Genomic DNA, 21,430 nt, shown 5'->3' on the forward strand with positions numbered 1-21,430 from the left:
TCTTCAGGAATGGAACACTATGAAACAGTTAAAAATTATTGGTGCGGTTGGTGGTGCTATCGTCTTAGCAGCATGCTGGCCGTTGGCTGTCGGGCAAATCGGTGAAAAGGTGATCACTAACGGTATTGCAAATATCTCTTCAGGTTCAATCGAGGCGGACATTGTCAGTTATAAGCGCGGTTACCTTTCATCAACCGTGCAAACCCGCTATCAGATTGCAGATAAAACGCTCAAACAACAGTTTGTTGCCGATGGTTTACCGACCCAAGTTTTAGTCAATAGCGAGGTTAAGCATGGCCTGTTGAGTTTAACAGCAACATCCGTTATTGCTGATCAAGAAAATCTACCATTGACGATGACCAGTATCACGCAGTTGAATGGCAATACTCAATACATTGTGGCGCTAGACAGTTGGCACTACCAAAGTGAAGATGGCGAGATGACGTTCTCGACAACGCCCGCCACATTGAAAGGTGATATTTCGGTGCTAGGTGAAATCACTTATCAACTGAATGTTCCTTCTGTTGAGTTGGATTTTACCAGTGGTGAAAAAATGATGCTTTCACAGCTAACTGGTCAAGGTATAGGTAAACAAGATAAAGGCTTCTGGCTAGGACAACAGTCATTGGTGTTAGCAAAAATTAATCTTGTCGATGGGCTAGGTGAAAATACGCTGAGTATGGACAACATGCGTTATTCCTTTGATTCGGTATTAAAAGGAGAGCCTTCTCGTTTTGATAGTAATCACTTGATTGAGATGGATAAATTAACTTATAGCGAAGGCGAGGTGAAGGACCTCAATCTTGATTTTACCTTGGGCGATTTAGATGGTGACGCTTTTGAGAAGCTCTCAACGCTGTACCAAAACAGCCCAGAACTTTCTGATGAGGACATTCAGCAAGCACTACCTTATGTGCAATCATTATTCGAGAAAGGTTTTTATCTATCGATGAATAAAATGGCGCTAAAAGTTGGCCAAGGTGAGTTTGAATCAAACTGGAAGATAGCGGTTCCTGAAGGGACAAATAATGTGGTGCAGGATCCGAGTACCATTTTACCAGCCTTAACCGGCCACATTGATACCTTCATTTCTAACCAGCTGGTTGAAGATTTTCCTTTTATCCAGCAAGGTATTGATGAGCTTGTTGTGATGGAAATTATGCAGCAAACCGATCAAGGATATCGACTCCAAGCTGAACTGAAACAGGGCAACTTGGAATTTGAAAATGGCAATCAAATGCCGCTATTGACACTATTACTTCCGGCATTGATGCGATAGCGAACGGCGCTCAAGCAAACGATTTCGCGAGTTTTAGCAATCAGTAAGAGAAAAGAGCCGATAGAAGCTCTTTTCTCGCTTTTTATCCACATCAAAAAGTGGTATTAATCACATTAATTGTCGATAGCAGGAGCAAGGAACTCATGGAATCAAATCAAGCGGGCCCAGTCTATAATTTCAGCGCAGGCCCAGCAGCCTTACCTAAAGCCGTGATGGAAAAAGCGCAAGCCGAGTTTATTAACTGGAACGAGCTTGGCACGTCCGTTATGGAAATTAGTCATCGCAGTAAACCTTTTATTCATGTTGCTCAAGAAGCGGAGCAAGATCTGCGAGATTTGCTTAATATCCCAAGTAATTACAAAGTATTATTTTGTCAGGGTGGAGCGCGCGCTCAGTTTGCGGCGGTGCCTTTAAACTTATTAGGCGATGCGACTAAAGCGACCTATATTGATGCGGGTTACTGGGCTGAAAGTGCGGTCAAAGAAGCGAAGAAATATTGTGAAATCGATGTTTTCAACGCCAAAGTGACCAAAGAGGGCAAAACAGCGGTATTACCAGCCAGCGAATGGAAAATCGATCCTGAGTCGGCTTACGTGCATTTTTGTCCGAATGAAACGATAGATGGTATTGAGATTAATGATTTACCAGATACAGACAAACCGATTGTAGCTGATATGTCATCTACGATTTTGTCGCGCCAAATAGACATCTCAAAGTACGGGGTCATTTATGCGGGAGCGCAGAAAAACATTGGGCCAGCGGGGATCTGTATTGCGATTGTTCGTGATGATTTGCTTGATTTAGCCAGTGATGTGCTACCGACTATATTGAATTATAAAGTGCAAGCTGAACAAGATTCTATGTTCAACACGCCGCCTACGTTTGCGTGGTATTTGTCGGGTCTCGTGTTCAAGTGGCTAAAAGGGCAGGGTGGTGTCGCGGCGATTGAGAAAATCAACCGCGAGAAAGCAGCGCTGCTTTATAACGCAATTGATGAGTCACCTTTCTATCGCAATACCATTCACCCAGACAACCGTTCACTGATGAATGTGCCTTTCCAATTAGTGAAACCAGAGTTGGATAGTACGTTTTTAGAGTTGGCTGAAGCGCGTGGTTTAGTCTCGCTGCAAGGTCACCGAGTCGCGGGTGGTATGCGTGCCTCGATTTACAATGCGATGACACTGGAAGGCGTTCAAGCCTTAGTTGATTTTATGCAAGAGTTTGAACAGCAGTACGCCTAACGTTTTTTGATGGTATCAAAAACGATATAACATAAAATACGACCTTAAAAAACAAAGCCCACTAAGTGGGCTTTGTCATTAATCGGCTAGATTGAAGAGCATTACAATTTGTCGGTTAACTCAATTGCTTGGCCAATATAGTTGGCTGGTGTCATCTCTTTCAAGCGTGCTTTTTCAGCTTCAGGTAGCGCAAGGCCATCAATAAAGTGGCGCATTGCTTCACCATCGACTCGCTTACCGCGCGTGAGTTCTTTCAATTTTTCGTACGGTTTTTCGATGCCGTAGCGGCGCATAACTGTTTGCACTGGTTCAGCAAGGACTTCCCAGTTTTTATCGAGCTCAGCAAGCAGCGCATCACGGTTCACTTCCAGTTTACTGATCCCTTTTAGCGTTGAAGTGTAGGCGATGATCGCATAACCAACACCCACACCAAGGTTACGCAGCACGGTTGAATCTGTTAAGTCACGTTGCCAGCGAGAAATAGGCAGCTTTTGTGCTAGGTGATTGAACACGGCATTAGCAAGGCCTAGGTTGCCTTCTGAGTTTTCAAAATCGATCGGGTTGACTTTATGTGGCATTGTCGATGAACCAATTTCACCCGCAATGGTTCTTTGTCTGAAGTGGCCCAAAGCGATATAGCCCCAAATGTCACGATCGAAGTCGATCAGAATAGTATTGAAGCGGGCAACGGCATCAAATAGCTCTGCGATGTAATCATGTGGCTCAATTTGTGTGGTATAAGGGTTCCACGCCACACCTAGCGATTCAGTGATAAACTCTTCACTAAAGGTATGCCAGTCGAGTTCTGGATAGGCTGAAAGGTGAGCGTTGTAGTTACCTACTGCGCCGTTTACTTTTGCGAGAATCTCGATATTGGCAATCTGCTTATATTGGCGTTCCATACGGTACGCTACGTTAGCCATCTCTTTACCCATAGTACTTGGTGATGCTGGCTGTCCGTGGGTACGAGACAATAACGGAATATCGCGATACTCTTCTGCTAAGTGACGAATCGCATCAATAATGTTGCGCATTTCAGGAAGAAGCACGGTATCGCGCGCTTCTTTGAGCATTAGCGCGTGAGATGTGTTGTTGATGTCTTCTGAAGTACAAGCAAAGTGAATGAATTCATTAACGGCGTGCAGCTCAGGAACACCCGCTACTTTTTCTTTTAAGAAATACTCTACAGCCTTAACATCATGGTTCGTTGTGCGTTCAATTTCTTTAATACGAGCGGCATCTTCTTCGCTAAAATTGTCTGCTATCGCATTAAGAAATTGATTGGCTTCATCACTGAATGCTGGAACTTCGGCAATTCCAGCAGTGGCTGAAAGCTTCTGTAACCAACGAATTTCAACAATGGTCCGATACTTGAGGAGACCAAACTCACTAAAGATACTGCGTAACGCAATCGTTTTACTTCCGTAGCGGCCGTCTACCGGTGAAACAGCAGTCAAGGCTGACAGTTCCATGTTTTTCTCCTGAATTTTGAGGTTAAGTGTGAGAGTGAATTCTTTGCGTCAATATTAGACTCGAGCTAATAAAATCTGAGCTTGTTCGATCATTTTCTTACGACCGAAGATCAGATGGCGACGCTTTCCTCCAACCTGACGCCACAAGACAGCGCAACGAATTCCTGAAAGGAGTAAGGCGCGCACTTTGTGCTGGGTTGAAGTTTGTTGAAGTATGGTAGGGGTTCCAGTGACTTGGATTCTTGGGCCAATAGGGCTGATAACATCCAAGTAGATACTGGCAAGGTTGCTGATCATCTGATCATCAAGCAAGTCAAAATGGTTGACTTGACGTTCAATCGTTTGAATACGATCGCCCAGCTGTGACATCGCATCACGACGAGCGCTTAATTTACGCTCTAATGCCATCAGGCTAATGATATAGCGAGTGATTTCACTCCCTGATGGCGTGCTATCAATACCTTTCACCAAACATTCGAGGCCAATTTTTAAGTTGGCCTCAGAGCCGAAGACATCAAGTGTATTGCTTGGATTAGTACTTAAGATAGCCGTTAGAGAAGTTTCAAACGCGTCTGAATCACAGTGACCATTTTTTGCTACGTGTTGCACTAAAGCGACAGCTTGGCAGATACCCGCAAAAGCGATGGTACGGTCATAAAGGGTGTTAGCCACGTTTATTACTCCTAAGTTGTTTAAATTCGCTGCTCAATAATTCCACCGCCAAGACACACATCGCCTTGATAGAAAACCGCGGATTGACCAGGCGTGACGGCCACTTGTGGCTCATCAAAAATGACTTTAATGTTTTCATCATCAATAGGGATGATGGTACACGCTATATCCGTTTGACGGTAACGCGTTTTTACCGTGCAGCTTAGCGTTGCTTGGATTGGTGTACGATCAACCCAGTGTAATTGGGAAGCGATCAAGCCATGAGATTTCAATAATGGGTGATCAGCGCCTTGGACTGCAATCAAAACGTTACGTTTAAGATCTTTATCAGCGACATACCATGGGTCTTCGTTACCGCCACCGCCTTTTTGGCCACCAATGTGTAACCCTTTGCGTTGACCTAAAGTGTGGTACATCAGGCCTTGATGTTCACCAATAACGAGACCTTCTGGTGTTTCAATTTTACCCGGTTGTGCTGGTAAATAGCGAGACAAGAAGTCGGTAAATTTGCGCTCACCGATGAAACAGATACCAGTTGAATCTTTTTTCTTCGCCGTCACCAAACCTTGTTCTTCCGCAATGCGTCGAACTTCGGGTTTTTCTAAATCACCCACAGGAAATAAGCTACGAGCCACTTGTTCATGGCTTAATGTATAGAGGAAGTAGCTTTGGTCTTTGTTGTTGTCCAAGCCGCGCAGCATTTTTGGTTTGTCATTACCTTCAGGGAAGGTGCGTCGAACATAGTGGCCCATGGCGATATAATCGGCATCTAGCACTTCATCTGCAAACTCTAAAAAGGCTTTAAACTTGATTTCTTTGTTACAAAGAATGTCTGGGTTAGGAGTTCGCCCTGCTTTATATTCCTCTAGGAAATATTCAAATACGTTGTCCCAATATTCGGCGGCAAAATTAATGGTATGAAGAGGGATGTCTAACTTATCGCACACGGCTTGTGCATCGGCTAAATCTTCCGCCGCTGTACAATATTCCTCGTTATCATCTTCTTCCCAGTTCTTCATGAACAGGCCTTCGACTTGATAACCTTGCTCTTTGAGAAGATACGCCGAAACGGAGGAGTCAACACCACCGGACATGCCGACGATGACTTTCTTTTGGCTGTTTGCGCTGCGGTTGTCTGACATTACTTAATACCACTCAATTGACTTGGTCGCAGATTCTAGCAGAAAGATTTTCGTCGCGACAGATCCGAGACAGCAATCACACTTCTATCTGGTTTAATTGGCGTCGTATCTGTCAATGTCAGCAGAAATTAGTTTTAGAATTCTACAATGGCTTATGGCATAGTGCGTGCCATTTTAAAGCGTAATAAAAGGCCACAAAATGCAAGATGACAATCAGATTATGGATGACGCATTCCTTATCGAAACAGTAGAGAATCAACTCGCGGACGGAAATCCGTTAAAGGTCAAAGAAACCTTGATGCGCTTGATGATGACAGGTCACTCAAGGGAGGATGCCGTTGCCTCTATTGCTTGTGCGCTTGCAATTGAGATTTTTGATGTGATGAAAAACGAAGGGCAATTTGACCTAAAACGCTATTCAGAGCATTTAGATAGGTTACCTGATCTCAGCTTTATGGAAGGTGAATAAAAATAATCAAGAGCAAACGTTTGCTATAGTTGCCTTAGTTGCCGCGCTAATGGGTGCGCGGTAGAATCGCGCATCTTTTTCTCCTCTACTCAGACTGACGTTATGAAATTTCCTGGCCAACGCAAATCAAAGCATTACTTTCCTGTTCATGCACGTGACCCACTTGTTATCCAAGCACAAGAAAATAAAAAAATGTCACGTACACATATTATTGGTATCGACCAGACCTTGGTGGATATAGAAGCGAAAGTAAATACTGACCTCATCGAAAAATATGAGCTTAGTAAAGGCCATTCGTTAGTGATTGACGATCAGAAGGCCGAAGCTTTGTACACTGAGCTCAAACAAAATGGTCTGATTACTAACGAATATGCTGGGGGAACGATTGGCAACACATTACACAATTATTCGGTGCTGGCAGATGATCGCTCAACGTTGTTAGGTGTGATGAGCCAAGATATAAAAATTGGTAGCTACGGTTATCGTTATTTATGTAATACATCAAGTCGGATGGATCTGAATTATTTACAAGCGGTCGATGGAGCGATTGGGCGCTGCTTTGCCTTGATCACAGAGGATGGAGAAAGAACCTTTGCTATTAGTGAAGGGCAAATGAACCAACTTCGCGCAGAAAGTGTTCCAGAAAAAATATTTAAAAGTGCTTCAGCCTTAGTACTGACTGCTTATTTAATTCGCTGCAAAACTGGTGATCCAATGCCAGAGGCAACAATGAGAGCGATTGAATATGCTAAGAAATATGATGTACCTGTTGTTTTAACCTTAGGCACTAAATTTGTTATTCAAGATGACCCTCAATTTTGGCAAAATTTTTTGCGTGATCATGTCACTGTTGTTGCCATGAATGAAGATGAAGCCGAAGCATTAACCGGGGAAAGTGATCCCCTTGCAGCGTCAAATAAAGCCTTAAATTGGGTTGATCTTGTATTATGCACCGCAGGCCCAGTCGGTTTATTTATGGCAGGATATACTGAAGATGCGGCGAAACGTGAAACATCGTTGCCACTATTACCTGGTTCTATTGCTGAATTCAATCGTTATGAATTTAGTCGCCCAGCATCAAAAATAAGTTGTGAAAATCCGATACGTGTTTATTCTCATATTTCACCGTATATGGGTGGACCTGAGAAAATTAAAAATACTAATGGTGCGGGAGATGCGGCGTTATCGGCATTGCTGCATGATATGGCAGCCAATAAATATCATAAAGAGAACGTCCCTAATTCGAGCAAGCATCAGAATAACTTTTTAACCTATTCATCCTTCTCGCAAGTTTGCAAATATTCCAACCGTGCCAGTTATGAGGTGCTAGCCCAGCATTCACCTCGTCTGTCACGTGGTTTACCTGAACGTGAAGACAGCTTAGAAGAAGCGTATTGGGAAAGATAAAAGATTAAAATAATAAAAAGGCTCCGTTAGGAGCCTTTTTATTTGCTAAAGAGATTATTAAATCTCGAATTCTTCTAGAGATTTACCTGCATCAAGTTGCTCTTGAATTGCAGAAGGTGTGCGACCTTGACCTGTCCATGTTTTTTCTTGGCCATTGGCATCAAGATATTTGTATTTTGCTGGACGAGGTGCGCGTTTGCCTTGAACTTTAACTTTGTTCTTAGTTTCACCAGAAAGTGCAGAAATTAATGCGCTTACATCAATACCGTCTTTGGCAATCTGTTCTGCAATCGCAGCCAGCTTCGCTTCTTGTTCTGCGCGAGCAGAGCGTTCTTCTTCTTCCGCTTCTCTGCGTTCTTGAACAACGATCGTTAATTTATCTAGTGCTTCTTCAAGCTGCTCTAGAGTGAGTTCACGAGAAAAAGCGCGTAGGCTACGAATATTAAGTAGAGTTTTTGTTAATTCAGACATGACTATTCCTATTTGATTTAATTTAGTCGACACAGCAATAATAAACTGCTGAATTGGTACTTACAATATTAGATTCAAATATTAATGAAAATTTTATAGATAAATAAAAATCAAAAAAATATGAACTTGTTAATGATGAGCTAATTTCATACATAAGTAGTAGTATCAAGAAGATCATCAATGATTTTTAGATAAACTTATAATTAATGTTTTTATTATAATCTTCGTGATATTCATTGCACCACATTATGAAAGAAGTCTCAATGTTTCTTAATGAATGTGACCAATAATTGATGCACTTTGATGACATGATCGGTTGCAATGCATTCGTTGTTAAGTACAATGTCATTTACCTAAAGCGAAGTAAGACATTTATCATTGTTAAAATGACTTAATAACGGTGATTTATTGTACTTTCTTTGACGTAGAGGTGCGGTAAAAAATAGTAACTTCTGTTGGGGTAATGCCAATGAACAAAAGTGAAAGGTTTTATCGCCGAAGTAAGTATGCACATTAAAGCAGCTTGCTGGGGTTGTATTCGAATAGGAACAACACTGCCATAGTCTATTCTTTTTTTAAACTATGGAGCGCTACTGTAGGGTTGGGTGAAGTGTTCGCTTCCCTTTCGCTTAGTTCAACATGAATTACGTGGTTATCTTAGCTCGTAATTTGTCTGCAGTAGATCTCTAACCATTTACTTACTGGTTTTTGAAGATCATGAATTTAATCGATTTTGCATCATCTCCTCTGTCGCTGTTACCGCCTCTGGTAGCATTAAGTTTGGCTGTTCTTACACGCAGAGTACTTGTTTCATTAGGTGTCGGTATTGTATTAGGCGCGGTATTACTCGCGGATTATTCTTTTGGTAGTGCATTCAGTTATGTTGCTACTAAGGTATCAAGCGTCTTTGTTGCTGATGGCGGCATTAATACTTGGAATATGAGTATCGTCGGGTTTTTGCTTTTATTAGGTATGATGACTGCGCTATTAACTTTGTCTGGCGGTACTCGTGCTTTTGCAGAATGGGCACAAGTCCGCGTAAAAAGTAAACGTGGCTCAAAACTGCTGGCGGCATTTTTGGGTGTGTTTATTTTCGTTGATGATTATTTTAACAGTTTAGCCGTAGGTTCTATTTCTCGTCCTGTGACTGACCGCTTTTATGTATCTCGCGCTAAACTTGCCTATATCCTTGATTCAACTGCAGCACCAATGTGCGTTGTGATGCCAGCTTCTAGCTGGGGCGCGTACATTATGACGATTATTGGCGGTATTCTCGTTTCTCACGGGATTACCGAATATTCGGCATTGGGCGCGTACATGCGTTTAGTACCAATGAATTTTTATGCCATTTTTGCATTACTGATGGTGTTTGCGGTGGTGTGGTTCCAATTAGATATTGGTCAAATGCGCCAGCATGAAATTAATGCCTCCCAAGGCCGTGGATTTGACGACGCAAATGAAAACGATAGCCAAGACGCACATGAGTTAAATGAAGAGCTTGATATCAAAGAGAGCGAACATGGCAAAGTGTTGGATCTGGTTCTGCCTATCGTATTACTCATCATTGCAACGATTTCAGCCATGTTATTTACGGGTGGTCAATCTTTAGCCGCAGACGGTAAAGCATTTGATCTACTGGGTGCGTTTGAAAACACCAATGTCGGCGCTTCATTGATTTACGGCGGGCTAGTTGGCTTGGCGATGGCTCTGTTTACTGTGTTTAAGCAAAAGCTGCCAATAAATGACATCAGTAATACATTGTGGATCGGTGCTAAATCGATGTTTGGTGCGATTTTGATCCTGATTTTTGCCTGGACAATTGGCTCTGTTATTGGGGACATGAAAACCGGTGCGTATATGTCATCTTTGGTTCAAGGTAATATTGATCCGCATTGGCTACCGGTCATCTTATTCTTACTATCGGGTGTGATGGCGTTTTCAACCGGCACTTCTTGGGGAACGTTTGGCATCATGTTGCCCATTGCTGGAGATATGGCCGCGGCGACCGATATCGCTCTAATACTCCCGATGCTGAGCGCGGTGCTCGCTGGTTCCGTTTTTGGTGACCACTGTTCTCCTATTTCTGACACCACCATTTTATCGTCGACAGGCGCGCGTTGTAACCATATCGATCACGTTGCGACACAATTGCCGTATGCACTGGCTACGGCCTTGGTTTCGAGTGTCGGTTTTGTTGTTTTAGGCATGACAGCGTCAGTGCTGATCTCGTTGGCTTGTGCCTCTGTTGCATTTATCATTGTGTGCATGATTATGGCCGCTATGGCGAAATCAAAAATGACACATTGCGAGACGTTGTAGCTGTATTTTGGTTAAATAGAGTTGATGAAAGGGAAACGAAAGTTTCCCTTTTTTATTACTGGCGCACGACGGCGAAAAAAGATTTTAAAAAAGCCAAATTTTTAGTTGAAAAAGAACATCAGCTTGGTTAGTGTGGAGTCAAGACAGCAAACCAATAAGAGCTGATAAGTATGCGTAATTTTGTAATGAACATTCATCATCACCATCACCCTAAATAATCTTTCGGGGAGATGTACGCATACCCGGGAGGCAGGAAACTCCCGGTGGTTAAGTCAAAGCATTTAGATTAAAACCCTCGGGAGAACGCAAATCTCCCGAGGGTTTTTTCATTTTGCTTTAACTCAATTCCAAATACATTCAATACATTGCACAGGGAAATTGTCATGCAAACACAACGCCTAAGAATTGCCATCCAGAAGAAAGGCCGCTTGAGCTCAGAGTGCCAAGACCTACTTAAAAAATGCGGCGTGAAATTCAATATCATGGGTGAGCGTCTTGTCGTTCACTCTCTCAATATGCCGATCGACCTACTGCTAGTGCGTGATGACGACATACCCGGGCTGGTGATGGACGGTGTGGTTGATCTCGGTTTCATTGGTGAGAATGAACTGGAAGAGGTGCGTTTAGAACGCTTGTCGCAAAATAAGAAAAGTGAGTTTGTTTCACTGCGCCGTCTTGATTTTGGTGGTTGCCGCTTATCCATCGCGATCAATAAAGATCAGCAATACAACGGTCCTCAAGATTTGGCGGGTAAACGCATCGCCACAACTTATCCGCAGCTACTCAAAGCGTACATGGATGAAAAGGGCATTGATTTTAGCACTTGTGTGCTCACCGGTTCTGTTGAGGTTGCGCCACGAGCTGGCCTAGCTGATGCGATTGCTGACCTTGTTTCTACCGGCGCAACATTAGAAGCGAATGGTCTCAAAGAGGCTGAAGTTATCTTCCAATCCAAAGCAACACTCATTCAGCGTCAAGGTGAATTCAGTGAAGATAAGCAAGCATTGATTGCTCGTTTATTGACGCGTATGCAAGGCGTGATTCAAGCTAAAGAGTCCAAATACATCATGCTACATGCCCCGGTTGATCAATTAGAAGCGATTAAAGACTTACTTCCGGGAGCGGAAGACCCAACAGTGCTGCCTTTATCGGCGGAGAAAAATCGCGTTGCAGTACATGTGGTCAGTACCGAGAACCTATTTTGGGAAACCATGGAGCGCCTAAAAGCATTAGGGGCGAGTTCTATTTTGGTTTTACCTATCGATAAAATGATGGAGTAACGGCGATGAGAACTGTCGTTTGGCAATCGTTGAGTGAAACTCAGCAAGATTCAATTTTAGAACGCCCGGCCATTACTGAAGGAGCCAATGTCACTGCTGCTGTGAGCGCCGTGATTGCGCAGGTGAAAGCGCAAGGTGACCAAGCGTTAATTGAGTTAACTGAAAAATTTGACCGCGTGAAACCGGATTCAATTCGCGTTTCAAGTGGTGAGATTGATGCGGCGTGCGAGCGTCTTTCTGACAAGATGAAACAAGCGCTTCAACAAGCTTATGAGAACATTACTAAGTTCCATAAAGCACAAAAGCTGCAACCGATCAAAGTGGAAACGCAGCCGGGAGTGGTGTGTGAACAAGTCACGCGTCCAATTAATACGGTGGGCTTGTACATTCCCGGAGGCAGTGCGCCTTTACCTTCTACCGTATTAATGTTGGGTGTTCCTGCACAAATTGCAGGGTGTCGTAAAGTGGTGCTCTGCTCACCGCCACCGATTGCGGACGAAATCCTCTACGTGGCCAAGCTGTGTAACATTGATGAGGTGTACAACATTGGTGGTGGTCAAGCGATTGCAGCAATGGCTTATGGGACTAAATCCGTTGCTAAAGTAGACAAAATCTTCGGCCCCGGTAATGCCTACGTGACAGAAGCAAAACGTCAAGTGAGCAATGATTTTCGCGGTGCAGCGATTGATATGCCAGCGGGTCCTTCGGAAGTGTTGGTGATTGCTGATGATACGGCTGATGCCGATTTTATCGCGGCAGATCTGCTTAGCCAAGCTGAGCACGGACCTGATTCACAAGTTGTGTTAGTGACCCCTTCAGCGGTGATTGCCGATCAAGTAACAGATGCAGTGCAAAAGCAGCTAAAAAGCTTATCTCGCGCCGCCATTGCAGAAAAAGCCTTGGCTTCTAGTTTGATTATCATCGCTGAGTCTTTGACCCAAGCGGTTTCTATCTCGAACTACTACGGTCCTGAGCATTTAATTGTGCAAACGCGGAACCCTCGTGAGCTGTTGCCGTTACTTGATAACGCTGGCTCAATTTTCTTAGGTGAGTGGTCACCAGAATCAGCCGGTGACTACGCTTCGGGTACCAACCACGTTTTGCCAACATACGGCTACACGCGTACTTATTCTAGCCTTGGTTTAGCTGATTTTAGTAAGCGCATGACGGTGCAAGAACTCAGCGCAGAGGGCTTACAAGGGTTAGCGCCAACTGTGGTCACAATGGCAGAAGCTGAAGGATTGGATGCACACAAACGTGCGGTCACCATTCGAGTCGAAAAATTGCAAAAGGCGAAAAAATAATGGAAAAACTGGCTCGTAAGCAAATTCAAGCACTAAAACCTTACTTATCGGCTCGCCGTATTGGCGGCAGTGGTGATGTGTGGCTCAATGCCAACGAATCGCCATTCAATAATGAGTACAAAACCGATTTTGTACGTTTGAACCGTTACAGTGATTGCCAACCTAAAGCTATGATCGATGCGTATGCGGCTTATGCCAAGGTACAACCAGAGCAGGTGTTGACCTCACGTGGTGCCGATGAAGGGATTGAACTTTTGATCCGCGCATTTTGTGAGCCCAATCAAGACGCTATTTTATACTGTCCGCCGACTTATGGTATGTACGCGATTAGCGCTGAAACGTTCGGTGTCGAGCGTAAAGTTGTGCCATTAACAGCGGATTGGCAGCTCGACCTGTCAGCCATTCGTGCCAATTTGGACCGCGTGAAGTTGATCTTCGTTTGTAGTCCTAATAATCCAACCGGCAATTTGGTTAAGCGCCAAGATATTATTGCTTTGCTGGAAATGACTAAAGACCGCGCTATTGTCGTGATGGATGAAGCCTACATTGATTTTTGTCCAGAAGCCTCAACCGTTGATTTATTAGCGCAATACCCGAATTTGGCGATTTTACGCACCTTATCTAAAGCGTTTGCGCTTGCAGGTTTGCGCTGCGGTTTTACCTTGGCCAATAAAGAGCTGATTGATGTGCTGCAGAAGGTAATTGCACCTTATCCCGTGCCAATTCCGGTAGCAGACATTGCCGTGAAAGCGTTATCGGAAGCTGGGCTGGCTCGTACCAAATTCCAAGTGTTGGATCTCAATGCAAACCGTGCTTACTTACAAGCAGGGTTGTATATGGTGCCCAATTTAACTGTGTTTGAAGGGTGGGGAAACTACCTATTAGTGAAATTTCCCGATGGTGATGCATTGTTTAAAGCCGCTTGGGATCACGGCATTATTTTACGCAATTCTCCGATTGAAAATTGCGTGAGGATCAGCATCGGTAATCGTGAAGAGTGTGAAAAAACACTCGCTTTTATTCGCAATTATTATCAGTAATCGAGCACCATAAATAGCCCAAAATGAATAAGAGCCAGTCGTTTAAGTGACGTTACTGGCCAATAGAAAAGGATATTCCAGTGAGCAAACAGCAAAAAATTCTCTTTATTGATCGTGACGGAACCTTAATTGTTGAGCCTCCGGTCGATTTCCAAGTTGATCGTTTAGACAAACTGAAACTAGAGCCGTATGTGATCCCAAGCCTACTGGCTTTGCAGGCTGCGGGTTATCGGCTGGTGATGGTCACCAACCAAGATGGACTGGGGACGGATAGCTATCCTCAAGCGGATTTCGATGCCCCTCATACGATGATGATGGACATTTTTCAGTCCCAAGGAGTGATCTTTGATGATGTGCTGATTTGCCCGCACTTTGAAAAAGATAATTGCTCTTGCCGCAAACCCAAACTGGGGATGGTTAAAGAGTATCTGCAAGGAGGCAAAGTCGATTTTCAGCAATCAGTGGTGATTGGCGACCGAATGACCGACCTGCAACTGGCTGAAAATATGGCGATCCGTGGTATTCAATATCATCCGAAAAGTATGGGATGGCGTGAAATAGTTAAAGACTTAACCGTGAAAGCGCGCAGCGCCGAAGTGGTAAGAACAACTAAAGAAACAGACATTAAAGTTGCGGTCAATTTGGATGAAACGGGTGGTAATCAAATTACAACGGGGTTAGGTTTTTTTGACCACATGCTTGACCAAATCGCAACCCATGGTGGTTTTCAATTGAAGTTGAGCGTCAATGGTGATCTGCACATTGATGATCACCACACCATTGAAGATACCGCATTAGCACTCGGGCAAGCCTTAAAAGAGGCATTAGGCGATAAGCGTGGCATTGGTCGTTTTGGTTTTTCGTTGCCGATGGATGAGTGTTTAGCACAATGCGCGCTCGATCTATCGGGTCGCCCTTATCTGAAATTTGAGGCCACCTTTACACGTGAGCAAGTGGGCGATCTCTCCACTGAAATGGTATATCACTTCTTCCGTTCATTAACCGACACTTTGGCCTGTACGCTACATCTCTCATCCAGTGGCGAGAATGATCACCATATTATTGAAAGTTTGTTTAAGGCTTTTGGCCGCACATTGCGCCAAGCCATTAAAGTGGAAGGCAATGAACTACCTAGCAGCAAAGGAGTACTGTAATGTCGTCAGTCCGCGAAGCGATGAGTGATCACAGCAGCCAGCCGCAAAAGGTCGTCATCATTGATACAGGCTGCGCTAATGTGTCTTCCGTGAAATTTGCCATCGAACGCTTGGGTTACCCAGTCACTATTTCAAAAGATCCTGATGTGGTGTTGACGGCAGATAAGCTGTTTTTACCCGGTGTCGGTACGGCAAGTGAGGCGATGAAAAATCTGCAACAGCGCGATTTAATCACCTTGGTGAAACAGGTTGAAAAGCCACTGCTCGGCATCTGCTTAGGCATGCAACTGTTAGGTCAGCTGTCAGAAGAAAAAGGACAGCAAGCTAACGATCAAGCTAATGACATTGTTGAATGCTTGGGGTTATGTGACGGCGAGGTTCGCCTGATGGATACAGGCGATTTACCACTGCCACATATGGGTTGGAATACGGTCAATGCCGAAAGAGGCCATCCTCTGTTTAAAGGCATTGAGCAAGGCGAATATTTCTATTTTGTCCATAGCTACGCCATGCCCGTCGGTGAATACACGATTGCTGAATGTGAATACGGCAAGCCTTTCACCGCGGCGCTGCAAAGCGGTAATTACTATGGTGTCCAATTTCACCCAGAGCGCTCATCCAAAGCCGGCTCGGCACTGATCAAGAACTTCTTGGAATTATAAAAGGGAATTAGCAATGATTATTCCAGCATTAGATTTAATTGATGGCCAAGTGGTTCGCTTATTTCAAGGCGATTATGGTCAAGTTACCGAATACAAAGTGGACCCTGCAGAGCAGTTTCGCCTCTATCATCAGGCTGGAGCTAACTGGTTGCACCTTGTCGATTTAACGGGTGCAAAAGATACCTCAGCCCGACAGCTTGATCTGATTGCCAAACTGCTTGCCAGTACCCCTGCCAATATTCAAATTGGTGGCGGTGTGCGTAGTGAGCAAGATGTGGTGGATTTATTAAATGCGGGTGCGCAGCGCGTGGTTGTCGGTTCTACGGCCGTAAAACAGCCTGAATTAGTCAAAGGATGGATGGAAAAGTATGGCGCAGAAAAAATTGTGCTAGCGCTAGACATCAACATTGATCAAGACGGAACACGTAAAGTGGCCATTTCAGGTTGGCAAGAAGATTCAGGTGTAACGATAGAAGCCTTGATTGATGATTACCTAACGGTTGGTTTGACGCACGTATTGTGCACTGATATTTCCCGCGATGGCACACTAGCCGGTTCTAACGTTGCGTTGTATATCGATTTATGCAAACAGTACCCACAAGTACAGTTTCAATCCTCAGGTGGTATCGGTAGCTTAGCGGACATCAAAGCCTTAACAGGCAGTGGCGTCGCAGGCGTGATTGTCGGTCGTGCCTTATTAGATGGTAAGTTCACCGCTCAGGAGGCATTCGAATGTTGGCAAAACGCATAATTCCTTGTTTGGATGTCCGCGATGGACAAGTAGTGAAAGGGGTGCAGTTTCGCAATCACGAAATCATTGGTGATATCGTACCGCTTGCAAAACGCTACGCCGAAGAGGGTGCGGATGAGTTGGTATTTTATGACATTACCGCGTCGAGTGATGGCCGAGTGGTGGATAAAAGTTGGGTTGCGCGTGTCGCGGCAGTGATTGATATTCCATTTTGCGTCGCGGGCGGTATTAAATCTGCCGAAGATGCTGCACGAATTTTAGAATTTGGTGCAGATAAAGTCTCCATTAACTCTCCAGCACTCGCTAACCCACAGTTGATTACTGACTTGGCGGATAAATTTGGCGTGCAATGTATTGTGGTCGGAATTGACTCTTACTTCGATCAAGAAACGGGTCAGTATCAGGTCTATCAATTTACTGGCGATGAGACGCGCACCAAAGCAACACAGTGGCAAACTTGCGATTGGGTACAAGAGGTACAAAAACGTGGTGCGGGTGAAATCGTATTGAATATGATGAACCAAGACGGCGTGCGTAATGGTTATGATCTACAGCAACTCCAGAAGGTACGTGCTGTGTGTCGCGTGCCACTTATCGCTTCTGGCGGGGCGGGAACGATGGAGCACTTTGCGCAAGCTTACCAACAAGCTCATGTCGATGGCGCGTTGGCGGCATCGGTTTTTCACAAGCAGATCATCAATATCGGCGAATTAAAACAATATTTACAAGCAGAAGGTGTAGAGGTAAGACGATGAGTTTTCAAGTATCGAGTGCGGTTGCACTTTCTGAGCGTATTGATTGGAACAAAGTTGATGGCCTTGTTCCGGCGATAGTGCAAGATTTTCAATCAAGTCAAGTGCTTATGATGGGTTACATGAACCAAGATGCGTTGCAAAAAACCGCGCAAACAGGCCAAGTGACGTTCTTTTCTCGCAGCAAACAGCGCCTTTGGACCAAAGGAGAGACCTCTGGTCATGTGTTACAGTTGAAAAACATGGCGCTCGATTGTGATAATGACACTTTATTGGTCAAAGTGAATCCCATTGGGCCAACGTGCCATACTGGAACCACAACCTGTTGGGATAACGATGCACAAGAAGAGTCTCAAATGGTGTGGCTTCATCAGCTTGAGCAGCTATTGGCTGCCCGCAAGAGTGCCGACCCTGATTCCTCTTACACCGCTAGCCTTTATGCCCGTGGAACAAAGCGTATTTCGCAGAAAGTGGGCGAAGAGGGCGTTGAAGTTGCGCTTGCGGCGACGTCGGGCGATAAGGCGGAGTTAGTGTGTGAGTCTGCTGATTTGATTTATCACTTATTGGTGCTATTGCAAGACCAAGGATTAGCGTTGAGTGATGTGATTGATAAGCTTAAAGAACGCCATAAATAAACACAGTGAAGCCTCTTAAATAAAGAGGCTTCCGTTTTTGAGAGCGGTGTTAGAGGGTAATTTCTTTCCACTCACCGGGTTGTAGATCGCCTAAAACAATGTCGCCCATCGCGTAGCGCACTAAGCGCAGTGTTGGAAAGCCAATATGCGCTGTCATACGTCGTACTTGCCGGTTTTTACCTTCAGTAATGGTAATCGCAAGCCATGTGGTTGGGATTTGTGCGCGAAAACGAACCGGTGGATTACGTTCCCACAAGGTAGGCGGTTGCAAAATCTCAACCTTGGCAGGCAGCGTCATGCCATCTTTTAGCTCTACACCTTGGCGCAATTTATCTAAATCGTTTTGAGCGGGTTCTCCTTCTACTTGAACCCAATACGTTTTTGGTAATTTTGACTGCGGCTGCGTTAGTCTCGCTTGCAAGATGCCGTCATTGGTGAGCACCATCAAGCCTTCGCTGTCTCTGTCCAAACGACCTGCGGCATACACCTCTTTTACGGGAATAAAATCAGCGAGAGTTTTGCGCCCATCACCATCGGTAAACTGGCTTAGCGTATCAAAAGGTTTATTAAAGATAATGACTTTTCGATCAGCAAGTGATACTCGTTTTTTTACCTCTTCTGCAGATGAAGAGGAGCGGGCGGTTGAACGCTGATGTGGATCGCGCCGTTTAAAATGAGAAGAGCCAGAGGGTTTTGATACTGATGAAGAATCACGACGCAAGCGGGATGACATGTTAACTACCTTGCAAAAATGTAAATGAAGTGTGTTTGAAAGTTTTCTGAACTTTGGATTTAAGCTATGATTTGCGCGCCCAGAAACAGGATTGACGCACAAGATAATAGACTATTATCCTAGTTTTGTTTAATTATACTCAACCCATGCTATTTGGATTCAGTATCAATAAAGGGTTTGGGTGTATACGTATTTTCACTCAATGACTAAAATCGGATAACGCTCAACGACATTCGATTCAGTTTTTGAAAGAGTGACGCTATCGTGTTCAAGTCGCGAGGATGCTAACCCACTTGACACGGACAATCACACAGCGCTGTTTCATCCAATGGTGCTGCTAGAACAAATAGGGAAATTTTTCATGCCTACAGAAAAACCTACAATTATTTATACCATCACAGACGAAGCACCAGCACTGGCCACTTATTCTTTATTGCCGATTATCCAATCCTTTACCGCCTCGTCAGGCATTAGCGTTGAAACCCGCGATATTTCACTGGCTGCGCGTATCCTTGCCAGCTTCCCAGAACATTTAAAAGAAAATCAACGTGTAAGTGATGCGCTTGCCGAATTAGGTGAACTGGCGACCAAACCAGAAGCGAATATTATTAAACTGCCTAACGTTTCTGCATCGGTTCCACAATTGAAAGCCGCGATTAAAGAGTTGCAGGAAAAAGGTTACGACCTACCAAATTATCCTGAAGAACCAAGTGCCTACGAAGAAGAAGCGATTAAAGCGACTTACGATAAAATCAAAGGTAGTGCGGTTAACCCTGTGTTGCGTGAAGGAAACTCCGATCGCCGCGCACCATTATCAGTCAAGAATTATGCGAAGAAAAACCCACATTCAATGGGCGCATGGTCACCGCAATCCCGTTCACATGTTGCCAGCATGCAAGACAAAGATTTCTATGGAACAGAAAAGTCAGTCACCATTGAAGGTGACACTAAGGTCAAAATTGAGTTTGTCGGCCATGATGGCTCGACTAAAGTCTTAAAGAAAGAGTTTGCGCTGCTTGATAAAGAAATTATCGATGCTTCAGTTCTAAGCAAAAAAGCGTTAGTTGAGTTTTTCGAGCAACAAATCGCAGCAGCGAAACAGCAAGATGTGCTGCTTTCCTTGCACATGAAAGCAACCATGATGAAAGTGTCTGACCCAGTCATTTTCGGCCATGCCGTTAAAGTGTACTACAAAGACGTATTTGCGAAGTATGGTGCGTTGTTTGACTCATTAGGTATTGATGTCAACAATGGCCTAGGCGATGTTTACGCGAAAATACAAGCATTGCCACAAGCACAGAAAGAAGAAATTGAAGCCGCGATTCAAGCGGTTTATAACACGCAGCCACCGCTTGCTATGGTCGATTCTGACCGAGGTATTACTAACCTACATGTCCCAAGCGATATCATTGTTGATGCGTCAATGCCAGCAATGCTGCGCGCTTCTGGTCAAATGTGGGGGCCAGATGGCAAGCAACAAGACACCAAAGCACTGATCCCAGATCGCTGCTACGCTGGCGTTTATCAAGCGGTGATTGATTTTTGTAAAAAGCACGGCGCATTTGATCCCACCACGATGGGCAGTGTGCCAAACGTGGGCCTTATGGCGCAAAAAGCTGAAGAATATGGATCGCACGATAAAACCTTTATCCTCGATGCAGCGGGTTCGGTACGTGTTGTGGATACCTCCGGCAAAGTATTGCTAGAGCAAGCTGTTGAAGCTGGTGATATTTTCCGCATGTGCCAAGTGAAAGATGCACCGATCCAAGACTGGGTGAAACTGGCCGTGACTCGTGCCAGAGCTACTGGTGTTCCTGCGATTTTCTGGTTAGACGATCAGCGTGCGCATGACCGTGAATTGATCAAAAAAGTCAACGTCTACCTTGCTGATCATGATACGGCTGGCTTAGATATTCAGATCCTATCACCCGTTGAAGCGACTCTGTTCACACTTGAGCGTCTCAAAGCGGGTAAAGATACCATCTCAGTTACGGGTAACGTACTGCGTGATTACCTCACGGATCTATTCCCCATTCTTGAGCTCGGTACTTCGGCTAAAATGTTGTCGATTGTTCCCTTGATGAATGGCGGTGGCTTGTTTGAAACAGGTGCTGGTGGCTCTGCGCCAAAACACGTTCAGCAGGTTGAGAAAGAAAACCACTTGCGTTGGGATTCGTTAGGCGAATTTTTGGCGCTGGCGGCGTCTTTGGAACATTTGAGTGTTGTCACTGGAAATGCGAAAGCGAAAGTACTAGCCGATGCGCTTGATAAAGCCACAGGTAAGTTCCTTGATCTCAATAAATCACCATCGCGCAGAGTTGGTGAGCTTGATAACCGTGGCAGTCACTACTATCTTGCAACCTATTGGGCTGAGGCCTTAGCAGAGCAGACGGCGGATGCTGATTTAGCGGCGGAATTCGCACCGATTGCGAAGCAGCTACAAGAAAATGAACAGGTTATCGTCTCTGAGCTGAATCAGGCACAAGGTACTCCGGGTGATTTGGGTGGTTACTATGCGCCAGTGTTTGAAAAAGCATCAGCACTAATGCGTCCAAGCCAAACCTTGAACGCGATCATTGGCGCTTAACCTTCAGTTATTCACCTCTAAGCAATAAAAAAACCCGCCAGTTCGGCGGGTTTTTCATCA

General features: G+C 44.6%; 19 protein-coding genes, 1 riboswitch and 1 other annotated feature. Of the genes, 14 read left to right on the top strand and 5 right to left on the bottom strand.

Translation table 11 applies throughout. The features are described from left to right. Positions 1-19: 19 nt before the first annotated feature. Both EXZ60_RS02680 and serC read left to right on the top strand, forming a co-directional pair. The gene (locus EXZ60_RS02680) at positions 20-1,279 is read left to right on the top strand and encodes a DUF945 family protein (RefSeq protein ID WP_277435245.1); all 1,260 of its coding nucleotides are present in this window, start codon (positions 20-22) and stop codon (positions 1,277-1,279) included. Positions 1,280-1,422: 143 nt separating this feature from the next. Continuing rightward, positions 1,423-2,520, top strand: a complete 1,098-nt coding sequence (gene serC, locus EXZ60_RS02685) for a 3-phosphoserine/phosphohydroxythreonine transaminase (RefSeq protein ID WP_198300476.1) — start codon at positions 1,423-1,425, stop codon at positions 2,518-2,520. Positions 2,521-2,621: 101 nt separating this feature from the next. On the opposite strand, the gene purB is transcribed toward serC, so the two are convergent. The 3 genes from purB to mnmA are packed head-to-tail and all read right to left on the bottom strand — an operon-like array spanning position 2,622 to position 5,806. Continuing rightward, entirely contained in the window at positions 2,622-3,992 is a 1,371-nt protein-coding gene (purB, locus tag EXZ60_RS02690) for an adenylosuccinate lyase (RefSeq protein WP_013857106.1), read from the bottom strand. A gap of 54 nt (positions 3,993-4,046) precedes the next feature. Then, positions 4,047-4,664 (bottom strand): high frequency lysogenization protein HflD, encoded by a 618-nt coding sequence (hflD, locus tag EXZ60_RS02695; protein WP_019281971.1) that lies wholly within the window; start codon positions 4,662-4,664, stop codon positions 4,047-4,049. Positions 4,665-4,684: 20 nt separating this feature from the next. Next, positions 4,685-5,806: a tRNA 2-thiouridine(34) synthase MnmA gene (gene mnmA, locus EXZ60_RS02700; RefSeq protein WP_017043901.1), complete on the bottom strand. Its 1,122-nt coding sequence runs from the start codon at positions 5,804-5,806 to the stop codon at positions 4,685-4,687. A gap of 199 nt (positions 5,807-6,005) precedes the next feature. Between mnmA and EXZ60_RS02705 the strand changes: the two genes are divergently transcribed. After that, the gene (locus EXZ60_RS02705) at positions 6,006-6,275 is read left to right on the top strand and encodes a hypothetical protein (RefSeq protein WP_013857103.1); all 270 of its coding nucleotides are present in this window, start codon (positions 6,006-6,008) and stop codon (positions 6,273-6,275) included. A 102-nt stretch (positions 6,276-6,377) separates the two neighbouring features. After that, on the top strand, positions 6,378-7,682 hold the full coding sequence (locus EXZ60_RS02710; RefSeq protein ID WP_088721150.1) for an inosine/guanosine kinase: 1,305 nt from the start codon (positions 6,378-6,380) through the stop codon (positions 7,680-7,682). A gap of 57 nt (positions 7,683-7,739) precedes the next feature. Here EXZ60_RS02710 and EXZ60_RS02715 read toward each other — a convergent pair whose 3' ends face one another. After that, complete coding sequence (locus EXZ60_RS02715; RefSeq protein ID WP_017043902.1) at positions 7,740-8,153, bottom strand: H-NS family nucleoid-associated regulatory protein; 414 nt, start codon at positions 8,151-8,153, stop codon at positions 7,740-7,742. A gap of 417 nt (positions 8,154-8,570) precedes the next feature. Next, a riboswitch (Lysine riboswitch) is annotated at positions 8,571-8,754 on the top strand. Between the two features lie 116 nt (positions 8,755-8,870). Between EXZ60_RS02715 and EXZ60_RS02720 the strand changes: the two genes are divergently transcribed. The 9 genes from EXZ60_RS02720 (at position 8,871) to hisIE (ending at position 18,050) form a co-directional block, all read left to right on the top strand. Then, entirely contained in the window at positions 8,871-10,472 is a 1,602-nt protein-coding gene (locus tag EXZ60_RS02720) for a Na+/H+ antiporter NhaC family protein (protein WP_088732249.1), read from the top strand. A 193-nt stretch (positions 10,473-10,665) separates the two neighbouring features. Further along, positions 10,666-10,802: a sequence feature (His leader region), on the top strand. A gap of 53 nt (positions 10,803-10,855) precedes the next feature. Then, positions 10,856-11,752, top strand: a complete 897-nt coding sequence (gene hisG, locus EXZ60_RS02725; protein ID WP_026027608.1) for an ATP phosphoribosyltransferase — start codon at positions 10,856-10,858, stop codon at positions 11,750-11,752. A 5-nt stretch (positions 11,753-11,757) separates the two neighbouring features. Then, the gene (gene hisD, locus EXZ60_RS02730) at positions 11,758-13,056 is read left to right on the top strand and encodes a histidinol dehydrogenase (RefSeq protein WP_013857097.1); all 1,299 of its coding nucleotides are present in this window, start codon (positions 11,758-11,760) and stop codon (positions 13,054-13,056) included. Then, positions 13,056-14,096 (top strand): histidinol-phosphate transaminase, encoded by a 1,041-nt coding sequence (gene hisC / locus EXZ60_RS02735; protein WP_277435246.1) that lies wholly within the window; start codon positions 13,056-13,058, stop codon positions 14,094-14,096. Before hisD ends, hisC begins: the two co-directional genes overlap by 1 nt. An 80-nt stretch (positions 14,097-14,176) precedes the next feature. After that, positions 14,177-15,250: a bifunctional histidinol-phosphatase/imidazoleglycerol-phosphate dehydratase HisB gene (gene hisB / locus EXZ60_RS02740; protein ID WP_064624998.1), complete on the top strand. Its 1,074-nt coding sequence runs from the start codon at positions 14,177-14,179 to the stop codon at positions 15,248-15,250. After that, the gene (gene hisH, locus EXZ60_RS02745) at positions 15,250-15,912 is read left to right on the top strand and encodes an imidazole glycerol phosphate synthase subunit HisH (RefSeq protein WP_017044648.1); all 663 of its coding nucleotides are present in this window, start codon (positions 15,250-15,252) and stop codon (positions 15,910-15,912) included. The genes hisB and hisH overlap by 1 nt, the downstream gene beginning before the upstream one ends. Before the next feature lie 13 nt (positions 15,913-15,925). Next, the gene (gene hisA / locus EXZ60_RS02750; protein ID WP_277435247.1) at positions 15,926-16,663 is read left to right on the top strand and encodes a 1-(5-phosphoribosyl)-5-[(5-phosphoribosylamino)methylideneamino]imidazole-4-carboxamide isomerase; all 738 of its coding nucleotides are present in this window, start codon (positions 15,926-15,928) and stop codon (positions 16,661-16,663) included. Then, positions 16,645-17,418: an imidazole glycerol phosphate synthase subunit HisF gene (hisF, locus tag EXZ60_RS02755; RefSeq protein WP_017044649.1), complete on the top strand. Its 774-nt coding sequence runs from the start codon at positions 16,645-16,647 to the stop codon at positions 17,416-17,418. The genes hisA and hisF overlap by 19 nt, the downstream gene beginning before the upstream one ends. Then, entirely contained in the window at positions 17,415-18,050 is a 636-nt protein-coding gene (gene hisIE, locus EXZ60_RS02760; protein WP_017043909.1) for a bifunctional phosphoribosyl-AMP cyclohydrolase/phosphoribosyl-ATP diphosphatase HisIE, read from the top strand. Before hisF ends, hisIE begins: the two co-directional genes overlap by 4 nt. Before the next feature lie 49 nt (positions 18,051-18,099). On the opposite strand, the gene EXZ60_RS02765 is transcribed toward hisIE, so the two are convergent. After that, positions 18,100-18,783, bottom strand: a complete 684-nt coding sequence (locus EXZ60_RS02765) for a pseudouridine synthase (protein WP_206208096.1) — start codon at positions 18,781-18,783, stop codon at positions 18,100-18,102. Positions 18,784-19,144: 361 nt separating this feature from the next. Here EXZ60_RS02765 and EXZ60_RS02770 point away from each other — a divergent pair, with 361 nt between their 5' ends. Continuing rightward, entirely contained in the window at positions 19,145-21,370 is a 2,226-nt protein-coding gene (locus EXZ60_RS02770) for an NADP-dependent isocitrate dehydrogenase (RefSeq protein ID WP_277435248.1), read from the top strand. Positions 21,371-21,430: the final 60 nt, after the last annotated feature.

The sequence above is a fragment of the Vibrio sp. 1151_11 genome (assembly GCF_029478525.1).
Lineage (GTDB): Bacteria > Pseudomonadota > Gammaproteobacteria > Enterobacterales > Vibrionaceae > Vibrio > Vibrio anguillarum.